Origin of the sequence: Aquimarina agarilytica ZC1 (assembly GCF_000255455.1) — a bacterium.
In the GTDB taxonomy this organism is placed as follows: Bacteria; Bacteroidota; Bacteroidia; order Flavobacteriales; family Flavobacteriaceae; genus Aquimarina; species Aquimarina agarilytica.
The window spans coordinates 122,719-145,895 of sequence record NZ_JH621249.1; the positions used below are offsets into that span (position 1 = coordinate 122,719).

21 protein-coding genes are annotated in these 23,177 nt (G+C 36.3%); 17 read left to right on the forward strand and 4 right to left on the reverse strand.

All coding sequences use genetic code 11. The features are described from left to right. The first annotated feature begins 104 nt into the window (after nt 1-104). From KQA_RS0203495 to KQA_RS20670, 6 genes are all read left to right on the forward strand, one after another. Nucleotides 105-458 (forward strand): hypothetical protein, encoded by a 354-nt coding sequence (locus KQA_RS0203495; protein WP_010178124.1) that lies wholly within the window; start codon nt 105-107, stop codon nt 456-458. Between the two features lie 16 nt (nt 459-474). Then, nucleotides 475-780, forward strand: a complete 306-nt coding sequence (locus KQA_RS0203500) for a hypothetical protein (protein ID WP_010178126.1) — start codon at nt 475-477, stop codon at nt 778-780. Continuing rightward, nucleotides 780-1,271: a hypothetical protein gene (locus KQA_RS0203505; protein WP_010178128.1), complete on the forward strand. Its 492-nt coding sequence runs from the start codon at nt 780-782 to the stop codon at nt 1,269-1,271. Before KQA_RS0203500 ends, KQA_RS0203505 begins: the two co-directional genes overlap by 1 nt. 23 nt (nt 1,272-1,294) lie before the next feature. Then, nucleotides 1,295-1,924: a glycoside hydrolase family 73 protein gene (locus KQA_RS18435; RefSeq protein WP_010178131.1), complete on the forward strand. Its 630-nt coding sequence runs from the start codon at nt 1,295-1,297 to the stop codon at nt 1,922-1,924. After that, nucleotides 1,915-2,250 (forward strand): hypothetical protein, encoded by a 336-nt coding sequence (locus KQA_RS0203515; RefSeq protein ID WP_010178133.1) that lies wholly within the window; start codon nt 1,915-1,917, stop codon nt 2,248-2,250. The genes KQA_RS18435 and KQA_RS0203515 overlap by 10 nt, the downstream gene beginning before the upstream one ends. Nucleotides 2,251-2,576: 326 nt before the next feature. After that, the gene (locus tag KQA_RS20670; RefSeq protein ID WP_232285845.1) at nt 2,577-2,897 is read left to right on the forward strand and encodes a D-Ala-D-Ala carboxypeptidase family metallohydrolase; all 321 of its coding nucleotides are present in this window, start codon (nt 2,577-2,579) and stop codon (nt 2,895-2,897) included. 44 nt (nt 2,898-2,941) lie between these two features. Here KQA_RS20670 and KQA_RS0203530 read toward each other — a convergent pair whose 3' ends face one another. Genes KQA_RS0203530 through KQA_RS0203545 form a run of 4 tightly spaced genes read right to left on the reverse strand, consistent with a single transcriptional unit; the run spans nt 2,942 to nt 8,995 of the window. Then, on the reverse strand, nt 2,942-3,877 hold the full coding sequence (locus KQA_RS0203530; protein ID WP_010178137.1) for a hypothetical protein: 936 nt from the start codon (nt 3,875-3,877) through the stop codon (nt 2,942-2,944). After that, nucleotides 3,877-7,044 (reverse strand): synaptonemal complex protein 1, encoded by a 3,168-nt coding sequence (locus KQA_RS0203535; RefSeq protein ID WP_010178139.1) that lies wholly within the window; start codon nt 7,042-7,044, stop codon nt 3,877-3,879. Before KQA_RS0203535 ends, KQA_RS0203530 begins: the two co-directional genes overlap by 1 nt. After that, a complete protein-coding gene (locus KQA_RS0203540; RefSeq protein WP_010178141.1) occupies nt 7,044-7,724 on the reverse strand; it encodes a condensin complex protein MksE in 681 nt (226 codons plus the stop codon). The genes KQA_RS0203535 and KQA_RS0203540 overlap by 1 nt, the downstream gene beginning before the upstream one ends. Further along, the gene (locus tag KQA_RS0203545; RefSeq protein WP_010178142.1) at nt 7,697-8,995 is read right to left on the reverse strand and encodes a hypothetical protein; all 1,299 of its coding nucleotides are present in this window, start codon (nt 8,993-8,995) and stop codon (nt 7,697-7,699) included. The genes KQA_RS0203540 and KQA_RS0203545 overlap by 28 nt, the downstream gene beginning before the upstream one ends. 229 nt (nt 8,996-9,224) lie before the next feature. On the opposite strand from KQA_RS0203545, the gene KQA_RS0203550 reads away from it, so the two are divergent. From KQA_RS0203550 to KQA_RS0203600, 11 genes are all read left to right on the forward strand, one after another. Next, nucleotides 9,225-9,644, forward strand: a complete 420-nt coding sequence (locus tag KQA_RS0203550; RefSeq protein WP_029209440.1) for an HYC_CC_PP family protein — start codon at nt 9,225-9,227, stop codon at nt 9,642-9,644. Nucleotides 9,645-9,786: 142 nt separating this feature from the next. Beyond that, nucleotides 9,787-13,572, forward strand: coding sequence for an efflux RND transporter permease subunit (locus KQA_RS0203555; protein ID WP_010178146.1), 3,786 nt, complete (start codon nt 9,787-9,789; stop codon nt 13,570-13,572). Then, nucleotides 13,569-14,867, forward strand: coding sequence for a TolC family protein (locus KQA_RS0203560; protein ID WP_010178148.1), 1,299 nt, complete (start codon nt 13,569-13,571; stop codon nt 14,865-14,867). Before KQA_RS0203555 ends, KQA_RS0203560 begins: the two co-directional genes overlap by 4 nt. A gap of 1 nt (nt 14,868) precedes the next feature. Then, nucleotides 14,869-15,429: a helix-turn-helix domain-containing protein gene (locus KQA_RS0203565; protein WP_040396030.1), complete on the forward strand. Its 561-nt coding sequence runs from the start codon at nt 14,869-14,871 to the stop codon at nt 15,427-15,429. Nucleotides 15,430-15,506: 77 nt separating this feature from the next. After that, a complete protein-coding gene (locus KQA_RS0203570) occupies nt 15,507-17,825 on the forward strand; it encodes a multicopper oxidase domain-containing protein (protein ID WP_010178152.1) in 2,319 nt (772 codons plus the stop codon). Nucleotides 17,826-17,863: 38 nt separating this feature from the next. Then, nucleotides 17,864-18,184 (forward strand): four-helix bundle copper-binding protein, encoded by a 321-nt coding sequence (locus KQA_RS0203575; protein ID WP_010178156.1) that lies wholly within the window; start codon nt 17,864-17,866, stop codon nt 18,182-18,184. Nucleotides 18,185-18,262: 78 nt separating this feature from the next. Continuing rightward, nucleotides 18,263-18,853, forward strand: a complete 591-nt coding sequence (locus KQA_RS0203580) for a DUF3347 domain-containing protein (RefSeq protein ID WP_010178158.1) — start codon at nt 18,263-18,265, stop codon at nt 18,851-18,853. Continuing rightward, nucleotides 18,854-19,306: a heme-binding domain-containing protein gene (locus KQA_RS0203585; protein ID WP_010178160.1), complete on the forward strand. Its 453-nt coding sequence runs from the start codon at nt 18,854-18,856 to the stop codon at nt 19,304-19,306. A gap of 83 nt (nt 19,307-19,389) precedes the next feature. After that, nucleotides 19,390-19,935: an ion channel gene (locus KQA_RS0203590; RefSeq protein WP_029209442.1), complete on the forward strand. Its 546-nt coding sequence runs from the start codon at nt 19,390-19,392 to the stop codon at nt 19,933-19,935. Continuing rightward, a complete protein-coding gene (locus tag KQA_RS0203595) occupies nt 19,932-22,664 on the forward strand; it encodes a heavy metal translocating P-type ATPase (RefSeq protein ID WP_010178165.1) in 2,733 nt (910 codons plus the stop codon). Before KQA_RS0203590 ends, KQA_RS0203595 begins: the two co-directional genes overlap by 4 nt. A 23-nt stretch (nt 22,665-22,687) precedes the next feature. Next, complete coding sequence (locus KQA_RS0203600; RefSeq protein WP_010178167.1) at nt 22,688-23,176, forward strand: DUF305 domain-containing protein; 489 nt, start codon at nt 22,688-22,690, stop codon at nt 23,174-23,176. Nucleotide 23,177 lies beyond the last annotated feature (1 nt).

The following is a 23,177-nucleotide window of genomic DNA, read 5'->3' on the forward strand; positions in this document are numbered from 1 at the left end:
ATGATTGAGTGCCTTTTACAATCTTTTGCTTTTGCATTGGTGTTTCATAAGCTGTTACTAGAAAAGTTTTTAAATAGACTCTTTCAAACGAAACCCAAGGTATAATGAAATACTGGAAACCCATTTTATTGGTGCTTTGGATGGTTGGGCTAGTTCTTTTATTAGTGTTCTACATCATTCCTCAAGAAGAACGATTACAAAATGACACCATAGAAAAACTGGAACAGGAAAATGAAAATTTAGCTCATAGAAATGCAACGCTAGATGAAGAAATTCTACATCTAAAAAAGGAAACTGACAGTTTAGCTACTCATATTTCTTTAAGTGAACAAACCATCAAAAAACTAGAAACCCAACTATATGAAAAATTGGATAGGATTAATGCTATGTCTGCTATGGACTTGCACGAGTACATCGCAGGATTTAAAACCGATAGTACGGGATTTCAAAAACGGTAAACACTTCTGTTTTAATATGGAGCAATCACGCTTTCTAGCAACGAAGTTAGAGTATAGTTTGTTTCAAGATAGCATTATCGATACGCTTAAAATTAGGCAGATAAGGTGGAAACAACTGTTACAAAAAAAGGATACTACCATTTTAAAGCTAGAAAACAAAATTGAAAATCTATCACTCATCCAAGTCAATGATGAAGCACATATTCAAGAACTCAATTTGACTGTAAGAAAGCAACAAAAACAATTAAAAAGAGGTAAGCTAGAACGCTGGTTTTTTGGTGGTGGCTTACTCATATTAACCGGAATAATAATAGCACAATAATGAGTATAGTAGGATATCAAAGTACCGTAATACAAGCACCTGGAAATGTGGTTAATTCTCAAAGGGAATTGAGAGTTCCACCTAATCATCTTAATCCTGATTTATTTCATTCACCAGAGCGCAATGTGTACGCCGTACTCAATGAAAACATTGTAATAGGAAAAGATATTAGACTACGTACTAGGTCTGGCAAAGATGAAATTGCGGGATGGCAAGTGAGCTTGCCTGCACCATTGGTAAAAAATCCACAAGGTGAATACACAGGAACGCTATTGAGCAGAAAAGGTAAACCCTTTTTCTATGCGATAGATGATGATGGTCGTGTTTTTCTCTCTGGTAAGTTTGAAGATGAGCAGGACGAAGTGAATCTTAATATAAATCCCTACGTAGCCGAGTTACCCTTAAAGTTCAGGTCGTTTCCAGATAGACAAGCACCCAGAAAACGAAATGCGAGAAAAACCACAACTACGGATGCTAAAAATAAGAAGTAGTTAAGCTAGTGCAAAAGTGATAAATGAAACAGCAATTTGTACAGACATATTACTCTTATGCTAAAGAGGCAGAACAGCGCACAGGGATTCCAGCGCTTTTTGGGCTTGCCCAATGTGCGCTAGAAACAGGTTGGGGCAAAACCATTAAAGGTAATATGCTATTTGGTATGAAAGTGGGTAGTGGCAGAAATTATGGTGGTTGGCAAGGAGATAAGCAATTGATTAAAACTACTGAATATTCTAGCATATCAACAAAATGGTTTCCTGTTATTCTATCAGGATTTCCTGTTCTACTTTCTAGTGGAAAATGGAAATATCGCGTACTCGACAATTTTAGAGCTTATGCCTCACCGCTACACTCTTTTATAGATTGGGCAGGACTTTTAAAAAGCAATTCTAGATATCGTTCAGCATTTCAACATACTGCAAATCCACATCAATTTGCAAACGAAATCGCTAATGCTGGTTATGCCACAGACCCTAACTATGCTGATAAAATTTCTCAATTAATCTTTGAAATTGAAGCCTTAGTTCCTGTCTCATCAAAAAAGAGGTCATTAAAGAATACTAAGAAACCTCTTATAGCCTTTGTAACCATAGGTGCGACTCTTATCACTTTAGCTATTTTAAAACTTACAGACGTATGGAAATAAAAATCTTTAAGCTTATTGCTATCATTTTAGGAGCTACAGGGTTCTGGAAGCTCATTGAAATCCTGTTGCAATATGGTATGCAGAAGCGCCTTAAAAATGCAGAAATACGCAACTTAAACATTCAAGCCAATAGTCTGGTGGTAGAGAATTACAAGTTATGGTCTGAAAATATGGAAAAGCGATTGAAACAATTAGAAAGTAAAAATGCTTTGATGAATAAAACCATCACAAAACAGCGCGACCGTATTACCGAATTAGAAAAATACGTAGACCAATTGGAAGCCGAAATACAGTCTTATAAAAAAGAGAAAAACGATGAACGTTGATAAAGGAAACAATACTCTCAATTACATTTTTGGAGCATTTATTTTATTGAGTGCAGTTAAAATAAGTTCAGATTTATATCTGCGATACAAAAAATCAAAAATGCCTTCAAAGGTATGTGGTTGTGGTAAAAAATAGCAATCAACATATCTATGTAGGCATAGGCACTCTATCAGTTTTACTGTTGGGTGCTTTTGTTATTTACAAGGGTTCCAGGTCTAAAAAGAGACAACAATTGTTTGCGGGTCATAAACCAATGGACTTATCTATATTTGATAGTCCAGATATTCCTGGTTCTGGCAACTGTATGGACAGACGCTTACTATTTATGCTTCGGCAACTAGAAGCTCGTACTGGCTATCCTATTTTTAGCTGGATAAATTCTGGCGCTCGCAGTCCGTCGCATAACAGTAAGGTTGGCGGTGTCTCTAACTCATCTCATAAAATACCGACCTGTAAAGCGGTTGATATTAAAGCTCCCTCTAAGTTTATACGTAATCATCTTGTCACTTCGGCTCGTAATGTTGGATTTAAGCGCATAGGTGTTGGTAGAACTTTCGTACATCTTGATGTAGATGATTTAAAGTCTCAATATGTGGCTTGGGGTTATCCTAGTGGTACGCCTGCAGAGGTTAATCCTTTTGTGTAATAGTCATAAGAGCTTATTGATGACTTTGATAAAGTGACATCATTCTAATCTTGAATCAAAGTAACCATTTCTTTAAGTTGATTGTCCTCTTCAGTTATCCAGTGATTTTTCTCTATTAAATTAACTAAAATATCTTTGTGCCTATTATCTAAATTCTTCACACTAAGATTGGAGTATTTAGAGGGGTTATCCCTGTCTATCCAAAGGCTTTTGTGCTCTGATTTCAGGATGCTTTTAGAACTCGCTGTTGGATAAAGTAGCTTAATTTGTGGAATAAGTTTACAAACCATATTGAAAATAAGTAGACCATCATAATCCCAATCGCCTGAATAGTAGATAGGCAAATTCCTGTCATAGGTATATTTTAGTTTTTCAATGTTTTTCCCTCCAGCATACCAAAGTTCATAACCGTATTTTCTAGGTAATGAAGGTCTCTTTAAAAAGTCTAAATTTTCACAGAGAATAATTAACTTAGGATTTTCACATTCTAAACGATACATATATTGCTGATCTTTATCATCAGCAAGCTCATCAATTTGAAGCATCTGTTTAACGGCATCAATTAAAGATTTCTTACCCACCAAATATTTTTCATTTTTGAAAAACATAGAAGACACATTCCTGACGGTTTCCTCATTTTGTATTATTTGATTCCTAATTGGTAAAAGTTCGCCGCTGTCTATACGACGTTTCATATCCATTAGCTCTATGATATCTGCTTCTTCAAATCTGGTTTGGGGTTTTAAAAGCTGATTGTTTTCTAAAAATGCGTAGTACTGATTAAACTTCTCGAGATATTCTTCTTCATACATCTCAAAAAAATCTTCATCGTCAGAATAATAAATCTTATAGCCTTCTTTAATTTCTTGGGTATCATTCAGCAAGTGTTGAAACAAAGAATCCTTAATTAAAGTTTCTTTAATCTTTGTTTCTTTATTTCTGTAAAGTTCATTTAATGATTTTAGTGCTACCCAATTCATTATTCATTTATATTATTTAAATAATCTGACAGATCTTGTCTGGCTTCATTAGTTTTAAAATAGCTACTTGGCGGTGCATAATTGATATTAACATCTTCGTAGCCTTCTATTAAATGGTGTAAATACCAGCCTTCGTTTTCATTAGAGCCGTAAGGTTCTGGTGTCATTGTCAACATTTGATACCCAAACTCTTTTGCAATATTTGGAAAGGTGTCAAAGTTACCCTTATCCATATTAGAGACTTCTTCAAGTATTAAAAATTTGACACCTTTTCTATCTTCTTTTTGCACAATTGAAAGTCTGCCAATACCTAATAATACAATCGCTGTATAGCTTTGTCCTGTGCTTCCTGTCTGGTCAATGCCGTCTTTGTCTAATAATCTGGTACTTAAATCGAAATAAGTTTTTGGGTCTAATAGGTCTGAAAATTTTATCTTCTCATTGTAGGAGGTTGTTTCTGCAAATATCTTTTCTACAAAACTTTCTACTGAGTCTGAAAATTGTAATTCTCCTTCCGAGTAAGCGGCTTGAGTGGACGACTGTAGATTCTTCATCCAATCTATTTTGAATGTTTCATTTGGCGTAAAATCTATTTTGAAATGGTACTTGTCACTAATTAGTCGCTCGTTAAAAAAATCGTTCAAATCTTCGACTGTTTTTTCAAAGTCTTGGTACTTTGTTTTTGTCAATTTGAATATACGAAGCATCGCCTGCGTAATGGCCTGCATTACTTTAGTTCTGTTTTGATTAGATTTTTTAAGTGCTGGGGCAAGATTTTCAGTGTGTTTTATTTTTGGTCCTAATAGCACTAATTCTAAAACCGCAAATGAATAATTCTGATCATCCATCTGGTTTTTCACTTCTAAATCATCTTTGGTGGTATCGAATTGGGATGATGCTTTACCATAAGCGTTTATGTAGTTGTCCTTATTTGTGTTATATAATTTTTGAAGATTTTCTACATTCACTTGATTGATATTAGTAGGTACAAAATCCTGAATATGCAACTGACTAAAACGTGTTTTAAAGATAGTAAGCGCACCCTCATACTTTTTCTTTAGGTCATCTCGTTCTTTCTCCTGTGAGTCAAGCAACGCTTTAAGTGTGACTAAATTTTCTTCCTTTTGGGTTATGGTTGATTTTGAAGTCTCAAGTTTGTTTTGCAAATCTGTATGGACAGACTTTTTAGCAGCTACTTTTTGAATATAAGATGTTAATTGGTCGTCTATTTTCTCATCTGTAATTTTAATTGGAATTTTCTTTTCAAGTGCTTCTAATTCTCGCAACGATAGCTCCAAGTCTTTCTGGTCTTGAGTAATTTTAGTAGAAAGACTTTCGGCAATACTCATTGCTATTTTTGACCTTTCGTATAACGAAAAGTCTTTAAAATCTTTATTAAGATTTTTCAGCTCATCAACCGCTGACAAATCGTAAGGATCTCCTTTCTCAAATTTTAAAATTTCGCCAAGTTCAATATTGATAGACTTTACTTGCTCGTTAATTGCATTCTGCTTTTTTTTCTTAGCATCATTCATTTTAGCAGTATCAGCAAATATCTGTTTATCATTAGAGTAAGGTACAAAGGTTCGTAAAGCACCTATTGCAAACCAATAACCGGAATTCACCTTATCTTCTTCAATATTTTCAGATTTTAAGAGAGAACTATCTTTAGTGTATTGACTTCCTTTAGTAGGATTATCTGGTTTTTCCCAATCCACATTTTTAAGCAATCCGAACAGTACAGTTTCCTGTTCTTTAGTAAGATTATTACCGTCTTTTAAAATCTGTGCGATTAAGGAACCATCTTCTCCAGCAGATAGAATACGATTGAGTGCTTCTAAGTCAGCAAGCTCTGAGCTCTTGACTGCTTTGTAGTCTGCAATAATTTTTAGCTGTGATGATGTCTTCTCATTTATTTTATCAATCGTACCGTATCTTTTTAAATCAGAATTAAGTTTATTTACCCTGTCAATTATTGATTGGTGATTGTATTCTTCAATATTTATCTCAACTAAATTTGCTTGATCTATTTCAGGTAGCTTCATTTTTTGAAGCTGATTAAGACTTGCTAATTTTTCTGCTCGTGCATTAAATAGATTTTTATAGTTTGTAAAGGATTCTTGAGCTTTAAAATAGGTGTCATAATCTGACTTTGTAATTTCAATTTGTTTAGAAATTTTTGGCAGGTCTGATTTTAGGTTACTAACGATATCTGTCTCTCTTTCAATTTTTTTAGAAGTTCCTATGCATTTATTTGCAACAGTTTCGTATTGCGAATAATTACTATGGTATTCAGCTGTTAGATAATTTTGTTGCGCATCGTTTTTTAATTGCTCTAACTCTTTAAGATTACCTAATACTTCTTGTTTTAACTCAATAGTATGTATTTCCTCGTCCAGCTCATTGTATTCACTAATGAGTTTTTCAAGCTTCTCCTTGTTTGATTTGTATTTGGTCTCAAGCTTATCCAAACTATTCTCAAAAAGAAAATCCTTTAAAATTTTATCGCTCTCCGTATCTAATGAGTTTGCTTTTGAAAAGGATTGTATCACTTTCGCGAAAGCATCCATATTTTCATCAATCGCAAGATTTATAGGCAAAAGCTCATTAGTATATAAAAAATCATAATATTCCTTTTTATCTTCTAAATCTGTGAAGGATTTTAGAAAGCCTTTTTTATTCTTTTTAAGATGCCTTGCAAGCTGGTTAATGGGCAAAAACTGACCGTCTTTTAAAAAATCTCTACTGTATGCTAACTGATTTGCGTTAAGTCCTAAAGCTTCAAGGTCTTTTCTGTCATTATCATTATAGGCTTGATTTAATATCCAGAATGATTTTAACGGCCTGCTACGCTTATTACCTATATTAGTACCAATAGTTATAAATTCATTTTTCTTAAATTCTATATGTATAAAAACGTAAGCATCATCGGTATTATAAGGTATCGTATGTATGTGTCTGTCTTTATTTTTGAAGCTCTCGGTGCCAAAACTTATTTTGCTCTTTTGACCAATAAATATGAGTTGAAATAAGTCTGCTATAAGCGATTTACCAATACCATTGTTACCAGTAAAATCAGTCCTTACTTGATGCAATAAGTAGTCTTGATTATAGTGCTTTCTCACACCAACTGTGGATAGCGAAAAAATTCTTGGGTATTCTATCATTATAATTGGCTAAGGTATTTTTCACTAAACTCTGTGAAGTTTGTAATTTCTTTTTCATACAATTTTTGAAATCTAATAATTGGTTCTCGTAATACAAAATGTATATCTTCGCCATCTTCTACAGCTAAATTTGTAATCCATCCTAACTTATTAAATTCTCGTAGTACACTCTTAAATGGCTTAATAACCTTTAATAACCAATCGCCCTCCAAGTAGTCGTCCTGTACTTTGTTAAAGAATAATTTTTTGTACAAAATATTATTGTCACTTTCTTTAATCTCCTTTTTTATATCTGCAAAGCGAACTTCTTTTTTACTTTCAAAATAGCGCTCGTAATACATATTAAGTAGTATAATACCTATCAAGGTTTGTTTTTGCGTTAGCTTTTTGTGTCGCAATGGGTTAGCAAGTGCTCCTTTGGATGCATCAGGATAATCTACATAATAGTATTTTGAGTCTTCTCTACTTTCCATTATTAGTTCTAAACCATATATCTTTTCATAATAATATGAAAGCTCGTTGAAATAGTCCTTAAGTAGTTTATAGAGATAAAATTTATCATTTTGTATATGTCTACCAGATAGTAGTTCAATATTTAAATCTGCAAAATATTCTTGAACATCTGCGTTTTCAAAAAACGAAAAAATTTGACTTACTTCTTTATTATTTTCATTTTCCATAATGCAATATTTTGAGACAGCGATGACTTGGGGATTTCTCTGTCTATTTTAATTTCGTAATCGTTATTGTGTCTAGCAAACTCTACAAGTTCAAATCCTACTTTAAGTGCTATTAAGGCATCATTTTCTTTTAAAGCTATTTCGTAAAAATGATTGCTAAAATCAATTTCCCCATCGTTGCTCAACTGCTTTTTAAAGTGATTTACCCATTTGGCGGTATTCTCTTGACGAGTTAGTTCGGTATCTAATTTTGAGATTTGTGACTTTAGGTGTGCTTCATTAACTTTAGGTTCAATAACATAGCTCTTCTGAATACCAAACTCTTCATAATAAACCAAACCGACGTGTTTAAAACGTTCAGAAACAATAGATTTTAAAGGAAATTTTTCAGACAATGTAATACCATCTTTTTTTGAGAAGGATGCTTGTTCTAATGTGAATTTTAAAAAACGCTTTACATTTATTCTAACTGCCGATTTATTTTTAAAATTATCTTGTACCGTTATTAATTGAGTGCTTGCGTAAGCTGACCTATCTAATAATTGTCCTAATTTATATTCTACTTCAACAAAAAACTCATCTACCTTCTTTTTAATTTGAACGGCTCTATCGTATTCTTCTCTTAATATTTTATGAGTTTCTTTCTGTTCAGGCGTTTTAGTGTCAGGAAGGCTGTTTTTTCTTTTAAGAAAATAGTCAACGACCTGCTCTATTTCTTCATCAAGGCTATTACTTATTAGTAAAGTGTCTTTAATCTCGTCGCTTTTTGCAGTAATTTTTTCAAATAATATGGAAACATTCTCAGCTGTTTTCAATGCCGAATCTTGGTCTTGATTGATATAAATATTGAGCTCGTCAATAGCCTTATTAACGTAATCCTTTAATGACTCTAAATGATCTAAAATTACAGTGCCGCTATTACCTTCAAAATTAAATTCATACCATCTATTAAAATCATCTATACTTTTAATATCTGAAGCTGTAAAGTCTGCAAGTTTTTTGAAAGTGTCACGAAGTGGAAATTTTGCATACGGACTATATAGTTTATTATCTATAAGCTTAATGAACTTAAGTGCAAAGTCAGTAAGCGCATATTTAAAGCGTTCTTCTCTTGGGTGTTCTAAATAGTACTTCAACAAACCATCCACAATAGGATCACTATGAGGTATACTACTGCTTTCCATTAAAGCCACATCTTTTATACACCTTTCAATATCTTTATAGGTAAAGTGCTTGTTAATCTGTTTATTAATGATTTTTTTATGAAGCATATAAACGGTTATACCATCGGTCTTTTTAGGGATAAGACTTGAGTATGATGCGTTTATGTCTGTTAAATTGAAGTCTATAGCGTGCTAATATTTAATTGTTTAAGCTCACTAAAATAAAAGAATTTGATTGTGATTTACTCTTATTTATCGAAAATGTGATTTTTCACCATTACACAACATTTCGTTAAAACAAACATTTATGTTAAAATATTTGCTAATTTTGCAATAAATGAAACAATTTATCCACAAATCAATGGCAATGGTAATGGCTGTTGTGGTTCTACTGACCACAATGTCATTTACTGTGGATATGCATTATTGTGGAGATACGTTAGTAGATTTTTCATTCATCCAAGATGTTAAGACTTGCGGAATGGAAAAAGCTGAACCTGCTAAGGGTTGTTCTAACTCAATGATTTCTAAAAAATCTTGTTGCTCAGATGAACAATTGATTATTGAAGGTCAGGACGATTTAAAACAGGATTTTTCACAACTTACTTTTGAGCAACAAATATTCGTTGCCTCTTTTGCTTACTCATATATCAGTCTTTTTGAAGGAACTGAATCTAAAGAGATCTCTTTTTCAGATCACTCGCCCCCATTCATTAGGCGGGACTTGCAGATATTGCACCAGACATTCTTAATTTGATTTATTAAACAGTACCAGTAGCAATCTAATTGCAACTGGAAAAGCCCAGCGATACATTCGTTTTGGGCACGCTTTATTGTTTCTCATTTGTACTGTGAGCAAACCAAAGCATATTTCTATAACTGTTTAATAATCATATCGTATGCTAAATAAAAGCATAAAATTTCTCATAGAAAACAAACTTGTCGCCGTTATATTGCTTGCCCTATTTGTAGGTTGGGGAATAGTCAACGCACCCTTCAATTGGGAAACTGGTATTTTACCAACTGATCCTGTAGCTGTTGATGCCATTCCAGACATCGGCGAAAACCAACAAATTGTTTTCACCAAATGGCAAGGGCGTTCACCGCAGGATATTGAAGACCAGATTACCTATCCACTCACTACTTCATTGTTGGGAATCCCTGGGGTCAAGACCATCCGAAGCTCTTCAATGTTCGGTTTCTCAAGTATCTATATCATTTTTGAAGAAGATGTAGAATTCTATTGGTCACGTAGCCGTATTCTCGAAAAACTCAATTCCCTTCCCGCAAACTTATTGCCCGATGGTGTAAACCCTGCATTGGGTCCAGATGCTACAGGCTTGGGACAAATTTTTTGGTACACGCTGGAAGGTCGTGATAAAGATGGTAATGTAACTGGCGGTTGGGATTTACAGGAATTGCGTAGCATACAGGATTACTATGTGAAATATGGATTGTCTTCGGCAAGCGGTGTTTCCGAAGTGGCCTCAATTGGTGGTTATGTCCAGGAATACCAAGTGGATGTTGACCCTGAAAAAATGCGGCAGTACAACATCGGCTTGACCGATATCGTAAAAGCCGTAAAAGAAAGCAATCAAGACATCGGTGCGCAGACGTTGGAAATCAATCAAGCCGAATACCTGGTTCGTGGCTTGGGGTACGTGAAATCAGTTGCAGATATTGAAAATGCGGTGGTCGCTTCGGAAAATTTTACTTCTATCCGAATCAAAGACATCGCTAATGTCCATTTGGGACCACAAACGCGACGTGGTATTTTAGATAAAGAAGGTGCCGAAGTGGTAGGCGGTGTCGTTGTGGCTCGTTATGGTGCTAACCCATTGGAAGTCATCAATAATGTAAAAGACCAAATAGCCGAATTATCATTTGGACTACCCACAAAAACCTTGGCAGATGGTCGTACTTCACAAGTGACTATTGTTCCCTTTTACGACCGTACTCAGCTTATTCAGGAAACACTTCACACGCTCAATGAAGCCCTTACACTTGAAATCCTGATAACCATTTTGGTAATTATCGTAATGGTGTTCAATCTACGCGCATCCATTTTAATTTCTGGCTTGTTGCCTGTTGCCGTTTTAATGGTTTTTATAACAATGAAGCTCTTTAATGTAGATGCCAATATTGTTGCCTTGTCAGGAATTGCCATTGCTATCGGTACAATGGTGGACGTGGGCGTCATACTTGCCGAAAATATGATTCGGCATCTGGAAGATGAAAAATTACGCTTTCGCGAAAGCGGAATAGAATACACCACAAACGAAATCATCTACAACGCTACTGCGGAAGTTTCCGGTGCAATCTTGACCGCTGTACTCACGACGATTATCAGTTTCCTACCTGTATTTACGATGATAGGTGCTGAAGGGAAACTCTTCAGACCATTGGCTTTTACAAAGACAATGGCACTTTCTGCATCGCTTGTAATCGCGCTGTTTTTAATACCGCCATTTGCCGCGTTCCTTTTCAAAAAAACAAATATTCGCCAGCAATCTAAATTGCTTTTGAATGGTCTTTTAATCGCACTCGGCATCACTGCACTTGTATTTGGTTACTGGCTTGGGTTGATTTTGATAGCTTTTGGATGTAGCGGTTTATTCTTTTCGCTTAAAGCGAAAAAGGAATACAACCAAACCATTGCTGGCTACAGGCTCAACATCAATCAAAATGTAGTAAATATCATCATTTCCTGTATTGCTATCGTCGTGCTGTTAGCTGAATATTGGCGACCACTTGGCTTTGACCGCAGCATTCTAATGAATTTGATTTTTGTAGCGATTATCTGCTTTGGACTGCTTGGTGTGTTTACAGTTTTCCGAAGATACTATGACAGCATTTTGCGCTGGGCACTTCAAAATCGATACCTGTTTTTAATTGTTCCAACCACGGTGCTGATTTTAGGTGTGGTCATAATGCGAAACACAGGGAAGGAATTTATGCCAGCACTCAATGAAGGCTCATTCCTATTAATGCCCACATCCTTACCGCACGCAGGTGTCGAAGAAAACAAGCGTGTATTGCAACAGCTCGATATGGCCGTGGCAAGCATCCCTGAAATTGAAACTGTAGTAGGAAAAGCAGGAAGGACAGAATCAGCTCTTGACCCTGCGCCACTCTCGATGTATGAAAATGTCATTCAATACAAGTCTGAATATTTGCGTAATGAAAATGGCGAGAGACAACGCTACCGTGTAAACGATGATGGTCTATTTGTGCTGAAAAATGACAAATTCATTATTAATCCCAATAATGAAATCGATGATGATGCAAACTATGATGCGTCACAACTCAAAACAAGTGCAACACGCAATGAATTGATTGAAGATAATGATGGCGAATACTACCGAAACTGGCGACCAGAGATTAGCAGTCCTGATGACATTTGGAATGAAATCGTAAAAGTGACGAAATTCCCAGGTGTGACTTCTGCGCCCAAGTTGCAGCCCATCGAGACGCGACTCGTGATGCTACAAACAGGTATGCGAGCACCAATGGGAATTAAGGTAAAAGGCCCAGATTTAAAAACTATAGAAAATTTTGGACTGCAATTGGAAGATATTTTAAAACAAGCCGAAGGTGTCAAAGAACAGGCCGTTTTTGCAGACCGCATCGTGGGTAAACCTTATTTGCTAATTGATATTAAACGAGACCAATTGGCTCGCTATGGGATTTCCATTATGGATGTTCAGGAAGTACTTCAGGTTGCTGTAGGCGGTATGCCACTTACCCAAACAGTAGAAGGACGTGAGCGGTATGGTGTAAGAGTGCGCTATCCACGGGAATTACGTGCAAATCCAGAAGATTTAAAAAGTATTTATGTACCGGTATCGACTGGAAGTCCGGTTCCTTTGGGCGAATTGGTAGATATACAATACGAGCAAGGTCCACAGGTCATTAAAAGTGAAGACACCTTCTTGATTGGGTATGTGCTGTTTGATAAGCTTGATGGCTTTGCCGAAGTCGATGTGGTGGAAAATGCACAATCTCTCATTCAACAGAAAATCGATAATGGCGATTTGGTCGTGCCACAAGGCATCAGTTACCGATTTACAGGAACGTACGAAAATCAATTACGGGCAGAAAAAACGTTATCGGTAGTCGTGCCACTTTGTTTGCTGGTCATTTTCTTGATTTTGTATTTTCAGTTTAAGTCGGTTTCTACGTCGCTTATGGTTTTTACTGCCATCGCCGTAGCCTTTGCAGGTGGCTTTATAATGATTTGGTTATACGGTCAAGATTGGTTTTTCAATTTTAGCTTTTTTGGCGAGAACCTACGGGACTTGTTCAATATGAAAACCATCAATTTAAGTGTGGCCGTTTGGGTCGGTTTTATTGCCCTTTTCGGTATTGCGACTGATGATGGTGTTGTAATGGCAACCTATTTAGACCAATCTTTTAAAAGCAACGAGCCAGACAGTAAAAAAGGCATACGTCTCGCCACATTAGAAGCCGCAGGAAAAAGAATACGTCCTTGCTTGATGACCACCGTGACCACAGTTTTGGCATTGCTGCCAGTACTCACATCTACAGGAAAAGGAAGCGACATTATGATACCGATGGCCATCCCCATTTTTGGCGGAATGATAATCGACGTCACATCCTATTTCCTGTTACCAGTTCTATATAGCTGGAAAAAAGAATACCAACTTAAAAGAGCAAACAAATGAAAAATATAAAAATCATAATCTGTCTTTTGTTTGTTTCCGCTGAAGTTTATGCTGAGCGAAGACGAAGTGCGAAAGCCCACCTGAACACTCTACTCATATTGAGCATTGGACTGATTTCAATCGGCGGGCAGGCGCAACAACTACAAAGCTATATTGAAGAAGCCGAGAATAATAATCCTGAGATTCAGGCTTTTGAACTGCGCTACAATATTGCCGAAGAAAAGGTCAATGAAGCAAACTGGCTACCCAATACTGAAGTAAGCGCAGGCTATTTTGTAAGTGAGCCAGAAACAAGAGTGGGCGCTCAAAGAGCGCGAATAGGCGTAAAACAGATGTTACCTTGGTTTGGCACCATTACCGCACGTGAAAATTATGCAACTTCAATGGCCGAAGCTGAATATGTGGAAATCACAATCGCTAAACGAAAATTGGCGCTTTCAGTAGCGCAATCCTATTACAGGTTGTATGAAACAAGAGCAAAGCAAAAGGTACTTGACGAGAACATTCAACTATTAAAAACCTATGAGCGACTTGCCCTAACCTCGGTAGAAGTGGGCAAGGCATCTGCGGTAGATGTATTGCGGTTGCAGATTCGTCAAAATGAATTGCAGCAGCAAAAAGAAGTATTGGAAGAGGAATTTAGCGCAGAACAAACAACCTTTAATAATCTTCTCAATCGGGATGAAAATAGGACGGTTGATATAGTTGCAATAATGGAAATCCCAGAGAATGACCCTATATACGGAACAGATGCACTATCGCTCAATCCTGAACTGCTCAAATACGATAAATTGTACGAATCCGTAGCACAATCAGAATTGCTCAATCAACGTGAGAGCCTACCTATGATTGGTTTTGGCGTGGACTACCTACCTGTAAGTGAACGTAGCGATGTCAATTTTAGCGACAATGGTAAAGATGTGTTGATGCCTATGGTTTCGGTTTCTATTCCAATTTTTAATAATCGATATAAGTCAATTTCAAGGCAAAATGAACTACGCCAACAGGAAATTGAAATTCAAAAAGAGCAACGATTAAATGTGTTGGAATCCGCTTTCGCGAAAGCGATATCCCAACGCAACCAAGCCCGAATAAAATTTAATACTCAAGCTAAGAATTTGAAACAAGCCAAAGATGCCGAGCAAATTCTAATCAAGAATTATGAAACGGGAACCATCGATTTTAACGATGTGCTCGATATACAGGAACTGCAATTAAAGTTTCAGATAAATCAGATAGAATCGGTTCGGATGTATTTAGTTCAACAAGCCGTCATAAATTATTTGACTAACTAAAATGAAAAATTTATATATAAAAAATATGGTCTGTAGCCGTTGCGTAAAAGTTGTTCGCACGGAGTTGCAAGAAAATGGTATCGACATAATAAATGTTGAACTAGGTAAAATGTCTTATCGAGAGAATGGTAATAAGGATTTAAGCATTATAAATGAGGTTTTAGAGCAAAATGATTTTGAAATTATAGCTTCTCAGGAAGATATTTTAACTGAAAACATAAAGCATAAACTCATAGAACTATTGAATGAATTACCTATTAAGGATAACAAGGTATTGTCAAAATATCTATCAGATATTCTTAATACAGATTACAGTAAAATATCAAAAGTGTTTTCTTATACCACTGGAAAAACCATTGAACAGTATTTCATCAATCTTAAGATTGAAAAAGTGAAAGAACTAATTCAATCCAGTCAGTACAATTTTACAGAGATAAGCCAGCTCATAGGATATTCCAGCGTGGGAAATCTGAGCGCACAGTTCAAGAAACATACTGGAAAAAGTTTAACGGAGTATAAAAATATGAACAAGAATTTTAGGAAATCGTTAGACAAAATTTAATAAACATCATCCAAAATATCGTAAATCAAACGATTTTAACATTTCTAACTTTACAAATAAAAAAAGTTAAGAAAACTATGAAACGAAAAATTACATTAATTATAGCGCTCTTTATTTCAATTATCGCAGTGGCTCAAACATCAAATTATTCCTTTGTGGCTAACAGTAGTGAGGAAAACGTAGACAACTGGCCAGAACGTATTTACGATTTAACTATAGATTATAAAACTGTAAATATTACTGGTAAAGATGTGAAGGCAATGGTAATAAACGGTGGTATCCCAGGTCCTAATTTAGAATTTAATGAAGGTGAATTTGCCATCATTAATGTGACGAATCAAATGGATGTTGAGACATCGGTACACTGGCACGGCCTTATTCTGCCTAATTATTATGATGGTGTGCCTTACCTTACTACACCACCTATACAACCAGGCGAGACCTTTCAATATAAGTTTGCTCTTAAACAATCGGGAACATACTGGTATCACTCTCACACAGGTTTACAAGAACAACGTGGCGTTTACGGAAGCATTCAAATTAATCCAAAACAAACAGATTTAGAATATGACAAAGATCTTGTTCTGGTACTCTCAGACTGGATGGATGAAAACCCTAAAACACAATTGCGTAATCTAAAAAGAGGTAATGAATGGTACTTAATCAAAAAAAATCAAATCCAAAGTTGGGATAAAGTAATTGCTCGTGGTGCAACTGGTGCTAAACTAAAAATGATGTGGAACAGAATGCCAGATATGGCTATTCTAGATAATTACTACGACAATTTTTTAATCAATGGTCAACCTACAAATGATTATCCTGAATTTAATCCTAGAGAAAAGGTTAGAGTACGATTTGTAAATGCGGCAGCTGCTAGTTACTTCTGGCTCACGTTTGCAGGAGAAGACCCATTACTAGTCGCATCAGATGGTATAGATGTCGTTCCAATTAAAATGAACAAAACACTCTTAGGTGTTGCAGAAACTTATGATTTTATAGTGACGATTCCAGATAGCGGCAAACTTGAAATTCTTGCTACGTCACAAGATGGTTCTGGAAAAGCATCTGCTTTGTTAGGAACAGGAAATATTATTGCTGCACCTGAAGTTCCAATGCCAGACCTTATTAAAATGATGCAAAAAATGATGGCAATGGATATGAAAATGGGAGCGCCAGCAGCCAAGTTTAATCCGTCTCGTAATGACTCTATTGCGCTTATGAAAAAGTACGCAATGAAGATGGATCACGGTGCTATGGATATGAAAAAAGATAGTATGACAATGGATGACAAGATGAAGATGGATGGTGGCGACAAAATGGGCGGAATGAAAATGGGCTATATGGTGCCGCAAGAAAAGGTAATAGGTAGCAATATGAAGACTGGTAGCAATCCAGAGTTTAATTATAACTATCTCAAAGCAAAACAACCTACTCAATTTAAAAATGATAAACCTGTAAAGGAAATGCTCTTTAATCTAACAGGAAATATGAATCGCTATGTATGGTCTATTAATGGTGTACCACTTTCTGAAACTGACAAGATTAAGATTGAAAAGGGCGAAGTAGTTCGTATTACGCTCAATAACCTAACGATGATGCACCATCCTATGCACTTACACGGTCACTTTTTTAGAGTTCTTAATGAAAATGGAGAATACTCGCCTCTTAAACATACTGTTAATGTTGCACCTATGCAAAAAGTGGTCATCGAGTTTGATGCAGTCGAGTATGGCGATTGGTTTTTCCATTGCCACGTCCTATATCATATCAATAGCGGTATGGGAAGGGTATTTAGTTATGACACGCCTCGTGATAAGAGATTAAACGCATATCCATTAACCAATCTCACGAATGAAGCTGATCACATTTGGTCTTGGGGAGAAGTTACCGGTGCAAGCCATATGACTGAATTGTTATACACAGCAACTAACATAAGAAATCAATTTACTCTACGTGGAGAATATGGATGGAATGAAAATATTGAAGCTGAGTTTACTTATGAGCGTTGGCTCAATAGCTACTTCCGTGTTTTTGGTGGAGTAAATGTAGAAAATGAAATGGAAGACAGTCTAGAGGAGATTTCTACAACAGGTGTTGTTGGAATACGGTATTTATTGCCTATGCTCATTGATTCGGATTTAAGAATAGATAACAAATTAAGACCTACGATATCATTTGCAACGTCAACTATGATTACCAGACATATTGCCCTTTATGGTGAATATGAATATCAGATGGATTTTGGTTGGATTACGGATTTTGAGGAAGGAACCAACTTTGAAGAAGAAACTACTTGGCAAGTAGGACTTGAATATGTGTTAAGTCGAGACTTTTCAATAGTGGGAAGCTATGATAACCGTTTTGGCGCAGGTGGTGGGCTATCACTTAGATTTTAAAAGAAAGAAATAATTACTAACTCTAAAATATAAACACTATGAAAAATCAAAAATTAATAGATGCATTAAATAAATGCATTTCACACTGCAACTATTGTGCAGATGCCTGTCTTGAGACTGATAATATCAAAATGATGGTAGATTGTATTAGAACAGACAGAGCCTGTGCGGAAATCTGTGCAACAACTGTAAAATTGCTGGCTATGAATTCCGCTTTCGCGAAAGCGATGGTAGAAAAATGCCACGAGATCTGTAACCAATGTGCCGATGAATGTAGCAAGCACGACCACCAACATTGTAAAGATTGTGCAGATGCCTGTAAAAAATGTGCTGATGCCTGTAAAGCGTATCTCGCATAATTAACAAATAAGATTTCCATCTCAAAAGGGATGGGAATCTATTATCCAAAAATTAACATCACCCTTAAATAAATAAAAATGAAAACAGTAAAAAGAACAATAGGTACAATGGCATTAGCTGCCACAATGATTTTAACAGTTTCCTGTAAAGACGGAAACAAAGAAGAGGCTGCTGCACCAATGAGCAATGAGATGCACCAAGAATCTATGGATGACAAGGACGATATGGCGATGAGTGACAATCAAGATGTAAAAGCAGAAGCTATTCTTAAAGACTATTTCAACCTAAAAGATGCCTTGGTAGATGATGATAATGGCAAGGCAAAGGAATTGGGAAATACATTGGCTCAATCCCTGAAAGCTTTTGATGCATCCGACTATTCGGACAATGAAAAATCAGAATTAAATGACATCATCGAAGATGCCACAGAACACGCAGAGCACATTTCAGAAAGTGATATTGCACACCAGCGCGAGCATTTCAAAGTTTTAAGTAAAGACATTACAGATATGGTAGCAATAACAGGAACAGCAACAAAACTGTACGAGCAATATTGCCCTATGTATGATGGTGGTACCGCTTGGTTGAGCAAAGAAGAAAACGTTTTAAATCCGTATTACGGTAGTTCAATGTTGAGATGTGGTAAAGTACAGAGAGAAATAAACTAAATGAAATTTCTAAAAATCATAGCTTGGGTAGCGCTTATTGCGTTAATCGTTATTCAATTTTTTCCTGTGGATAAAAATGAAAGCTATACAACACTTGAAACTGATTTTATGATGGTTAATAAAGTACCGTTAGATATTGAGAATCAACTCAAGGTGTCCTGCTATGATTGTCACAGTAATAACACTGCTTATCCTTGGTATAGTAAAATTCAGCCCGCAGGTTGGTTTTTAGAAAACCATATTAAAGAGGGAAAAGCGGAACTGAATTTTAACGAGTGGAGTAATTATTCTGATAGGAGAAAGAAAAGTAAGTTACGGTCTATCATTAAACAAGTAGAAAGTGGAGAAATGCCTATGAATAGCTATACCCTGATGCACCAGAGAGCTATTTTGGATTCACTAGCGACTGAGAAAGTATTGCATTATATGAGCAAAATAATATTAGAAAATTAAGTCCTAAAGGAAATGCTTTCCCCGAATGAAGAACTCAGCCCTATGAGTAGTTCATAATTTCCTTTAGGCACAATTTATAGAAAATGAATAAACAAATTAATATGGATCGATTTTATAAACAATTATTAGGTAAGGCTTGGCCAGTTACAACCCTAGTAATTGTTCTCAGCATCCTCAGTATTTATTTGTTTCCGGTTTTTGAAAAGACCACGGCTATTTTATTAGTTATGATTTCAGTTGCTTTAAAAATATTCTTTGTAATAAGACTATCATTTAAACAACTAATTAAAATTATTGGAGATAGTCATCTGCTCAGTCATATCTTAATCCTTTTTTGTCTTTTAATTGGTCTTATTATTATATCATTTACGATGGATTTTAGTGCTTTACACTTAATCGATTCTAATGCATTTAAAAATAATCTTACCTCAAATAGCTCAATGCCAGCTATCGTATTTGAATATTTATATCACAGTACGATAACTTTTTCCTCTGTGGGATATGGTGATATAGTGCCTGTAAGTCTATCGGCAAAAACTGTAGTTATGCTAGCGATAGCGCTTCGGTTTTTTGTTCTAGTTTTTGGTATAGCAAATATTAATCAAATCAAGGTAAATCAAAAGAAATGAAACATACATATCAAATACAGGGAATGTCTTGCAAGGGTTGTTTAAGAACAGTAAATAATGCCTTATCAGAAGTTAATGGAGTTACTGACGTAGTGATTGATTTTGAAAATCAAACCGTCACTATTGAAATGGAGCATCATATTGAAATTGAAGAGTTTAAGAAAGCACTTCAAGAAAAGAAAGCCAAATACCACATTCATCCAATAAAACCAGATGGGATAAAAACACGCACGTTTCCTATTAATGGTATGACTTGCAACGGCTGCAAATCTCACGTAGAAAAAATACTTCAGCAGGTAGATGGTGTTGTAGGTGTCTCGGTCAATCTGGTAAAAGCAGAGGCTGTTATCGATATGAAAGGCATCATTCCTTTCGAAACTTTTCAAGAAGCAATGGAAAAAGATGGCGATACGTACACAATCTATAAAGCTGGACAACGTCCTGAGACCGATGCTGAAAAACAGAAACCGCAACCCAAAGGCAAAGGAACAGGAACCTTCTATTGCCCAATGCATTGCGAAGGCGATAAAACTTATGACAAGCCAGGAGATTGCCCAGTATGCGGAATGGATTTAGTCGAGGAGCAAAATTTGTCAGCTACAACTTCAGAACAATGGACGTGTCCAATGCACCCAGAAATTGTCAAAGATGAAGCTGGAGCTTGCCCTATATGCGGTATGGATTTGGTGCCGATGGAACCTGATCTATCTGCGGAAGAGAAAACCTATAATAAGTTGATTAAGAAATTCTGGATAGCGGTAGCCTTAACGCTTCCTATTTTCCTAATCGCTATGAGCGAAATGATTCCCAACAATCCGCTATACGATGTAATGGAACAGAAATGGTGGAACTGGATTCAATTTGGGCTATCGATTCCTGTAGTGTTTTATGCCACTTGGATGTTCTTTGAACGTGCCTACCGAAGTATCAAAACGTGGAATCTCAATATGTTCACGCTAATCGGTATAGGTGCGGGCGTAGCCTGGTTATTCAGTGTTTTTGGGATGTTGTTTCCAGACTTTTTTCCAGAACAATTTAAAACAGAATCTGGTGCGGTTCACGTGTATTTTGAAGCTGCTACCGTAATTCTCACCTTGGTATTGATGGGTCAGGTTTTGGAAGCGCGTGCGCATAGCAAAACCAATTCAGCAGTGAAAGAATTATTAAAACTTGCACCTAACAAGGCAGTACGCGTAGTAGATGGAAACGAAGAAGAAGTTACCATAGACCAAATTGAAAAAGGAGATATCCTACGAGTGAAGCCTGGAGATAAAATTCCTGTGGATGGCAAAATTACCGAAGGAGAAACTACGGTGGATGAGTCAATGATTTCGGGAGAGCCTATCCCAGTTAATAAATCTGTAGATGATAAGGTAAGTAGCGGTACCATTAACGGGAACCAGTCTTTCTTGATGGAAGCCGAAAAAGTAGGTAGCGAAACCTTGCTTTCCCAAATCATACATATGGTAAACGATGCCAGTCGCAGTCGCGCCCCTATTCAGAAATTGGCAGATACCGTTTCAGGATATTTTGTACCTGTAGTGGTTATCATTGCGGTCATCACCTTTATTGTCTGGGCAATTTGGGGACCAGAGCCAGCTTATGTATTTGCCCTTGTAAATGCCATTGCCGTATTGATTATTGCCTGTCCGTGCGCGTTAGGATTGGCAACGCCGATGTCCGTTATGGTAGGTGTTGGTAAAGGCGCACAAAATGGGGTGTTGATTAAAAATGCCGAAGCTTTAGAGAAAATGGATAAGGTCGACACGCTAATAGTAGATAAGACAGGAACGATAACAGAAGGCAAACCGACGGTTGAGAAAATTGGGTCGTTTGATGAATCTCGCTTTCGCGAAATCGAAATTCTACATCTTATCGCATCCCTAAACAGTTCCAGTGAGCATCCCCTTGCCGAAGCTACCGTGAAATATGGAAAGGAGCAGAAAACTGAAATATCAAAAACCGAAAACTTTAGCGCAGTAACTGGAAAAGGTGTAGAAGGAACAGTTGATGGCAAAAAACTCGATTTAGGCAACGATAAAATGATGGAATATGCTAAGGCAACAATTTCATCTGCTATGAATGATGAAGCACAGTCTTTTCAAAAACAAGGAAAGACCGTTTCTTACTTATCCATTGATGGCGAGGTTTCAGGCTATGTGGTCATAGGCGATAAAATTAAGGAAACGAGTGCCAAAGCTATTAACGAATTGCAAGACAAAGGCATCGAAGTAATAATGCTCACAGGAGATAATCACGACACCGCCCAGGCAGTAGCCAGCGAACTCAATCTTGCGGACTTTAAAGCGGGAATGTTACCTGAAAATAAACTTGAAGAGGTTAAAAAACTACAAGAACAAGGTCACGTAGTTGCAATGGCTGGAGATGGTATAAACGATGCGCCAGCACTGGCTAAAAGTGATGTGGGTATCGCAATGGGTACAGGAACCGATGTCGCTATAGAAAGCGCGATGATAACCTTGGTAAAGGGCGATTTGCACGGTATTGTAAAAGCAAGAAATTTAAGCCACAAAGTAATGCGGAACATCAAGCAGAATCTATTTTTTGCTATGATATACAACACGCTGGGTGTGCCGATTGCGGCAGGTGTATTATTCCCATTTTTCGGAATTCTATTATCGCCTATGATTGCAGCTTTGGCAATGAGTTTTAGTTCAGTTTCTGTAATAGCAAACGCACTTAGACTCAGAACAAAATCTATAAATTAAAAATAACTAAAAAACCAAAAATTATGAATTCAAACGAACACAACAACAAAGAAGGAATGAGCCAGTACACTAAGTTTTTCTTGATGCTGGGAGCATCATTTATAGCAATGTACATTACAATGTATTTAAATACTTATGAATTTGATCACGTAAGATTTAGTCTTACTCGATTTTATATGGTCTGTTTAGGTATTTCTACTATGGCTGTAATTATGCTATTATTTATGCTTAATATGTATAAAAATAAGAAGAAGAATATAGCTATTCTGGTAGGTAGTTTTGTATTGTTTCTAGGAGCTTTAGGATTAGTGCGTGAGCAAAAATCTACTGTAGGCGATATACTCTGGATGAAAGCAATGATACCACACCATTCAATAGCAATTTTAACCAGTGAGCGTGCAGATATACAAGATCCAGAAGTAAAAAAACTTGCAGAGGAAATTATCAAAGCACAACGAAAAGAGATTGAAGAAATGAATGCGATGATCGAACGTTTACAAAACGAGAAATAAT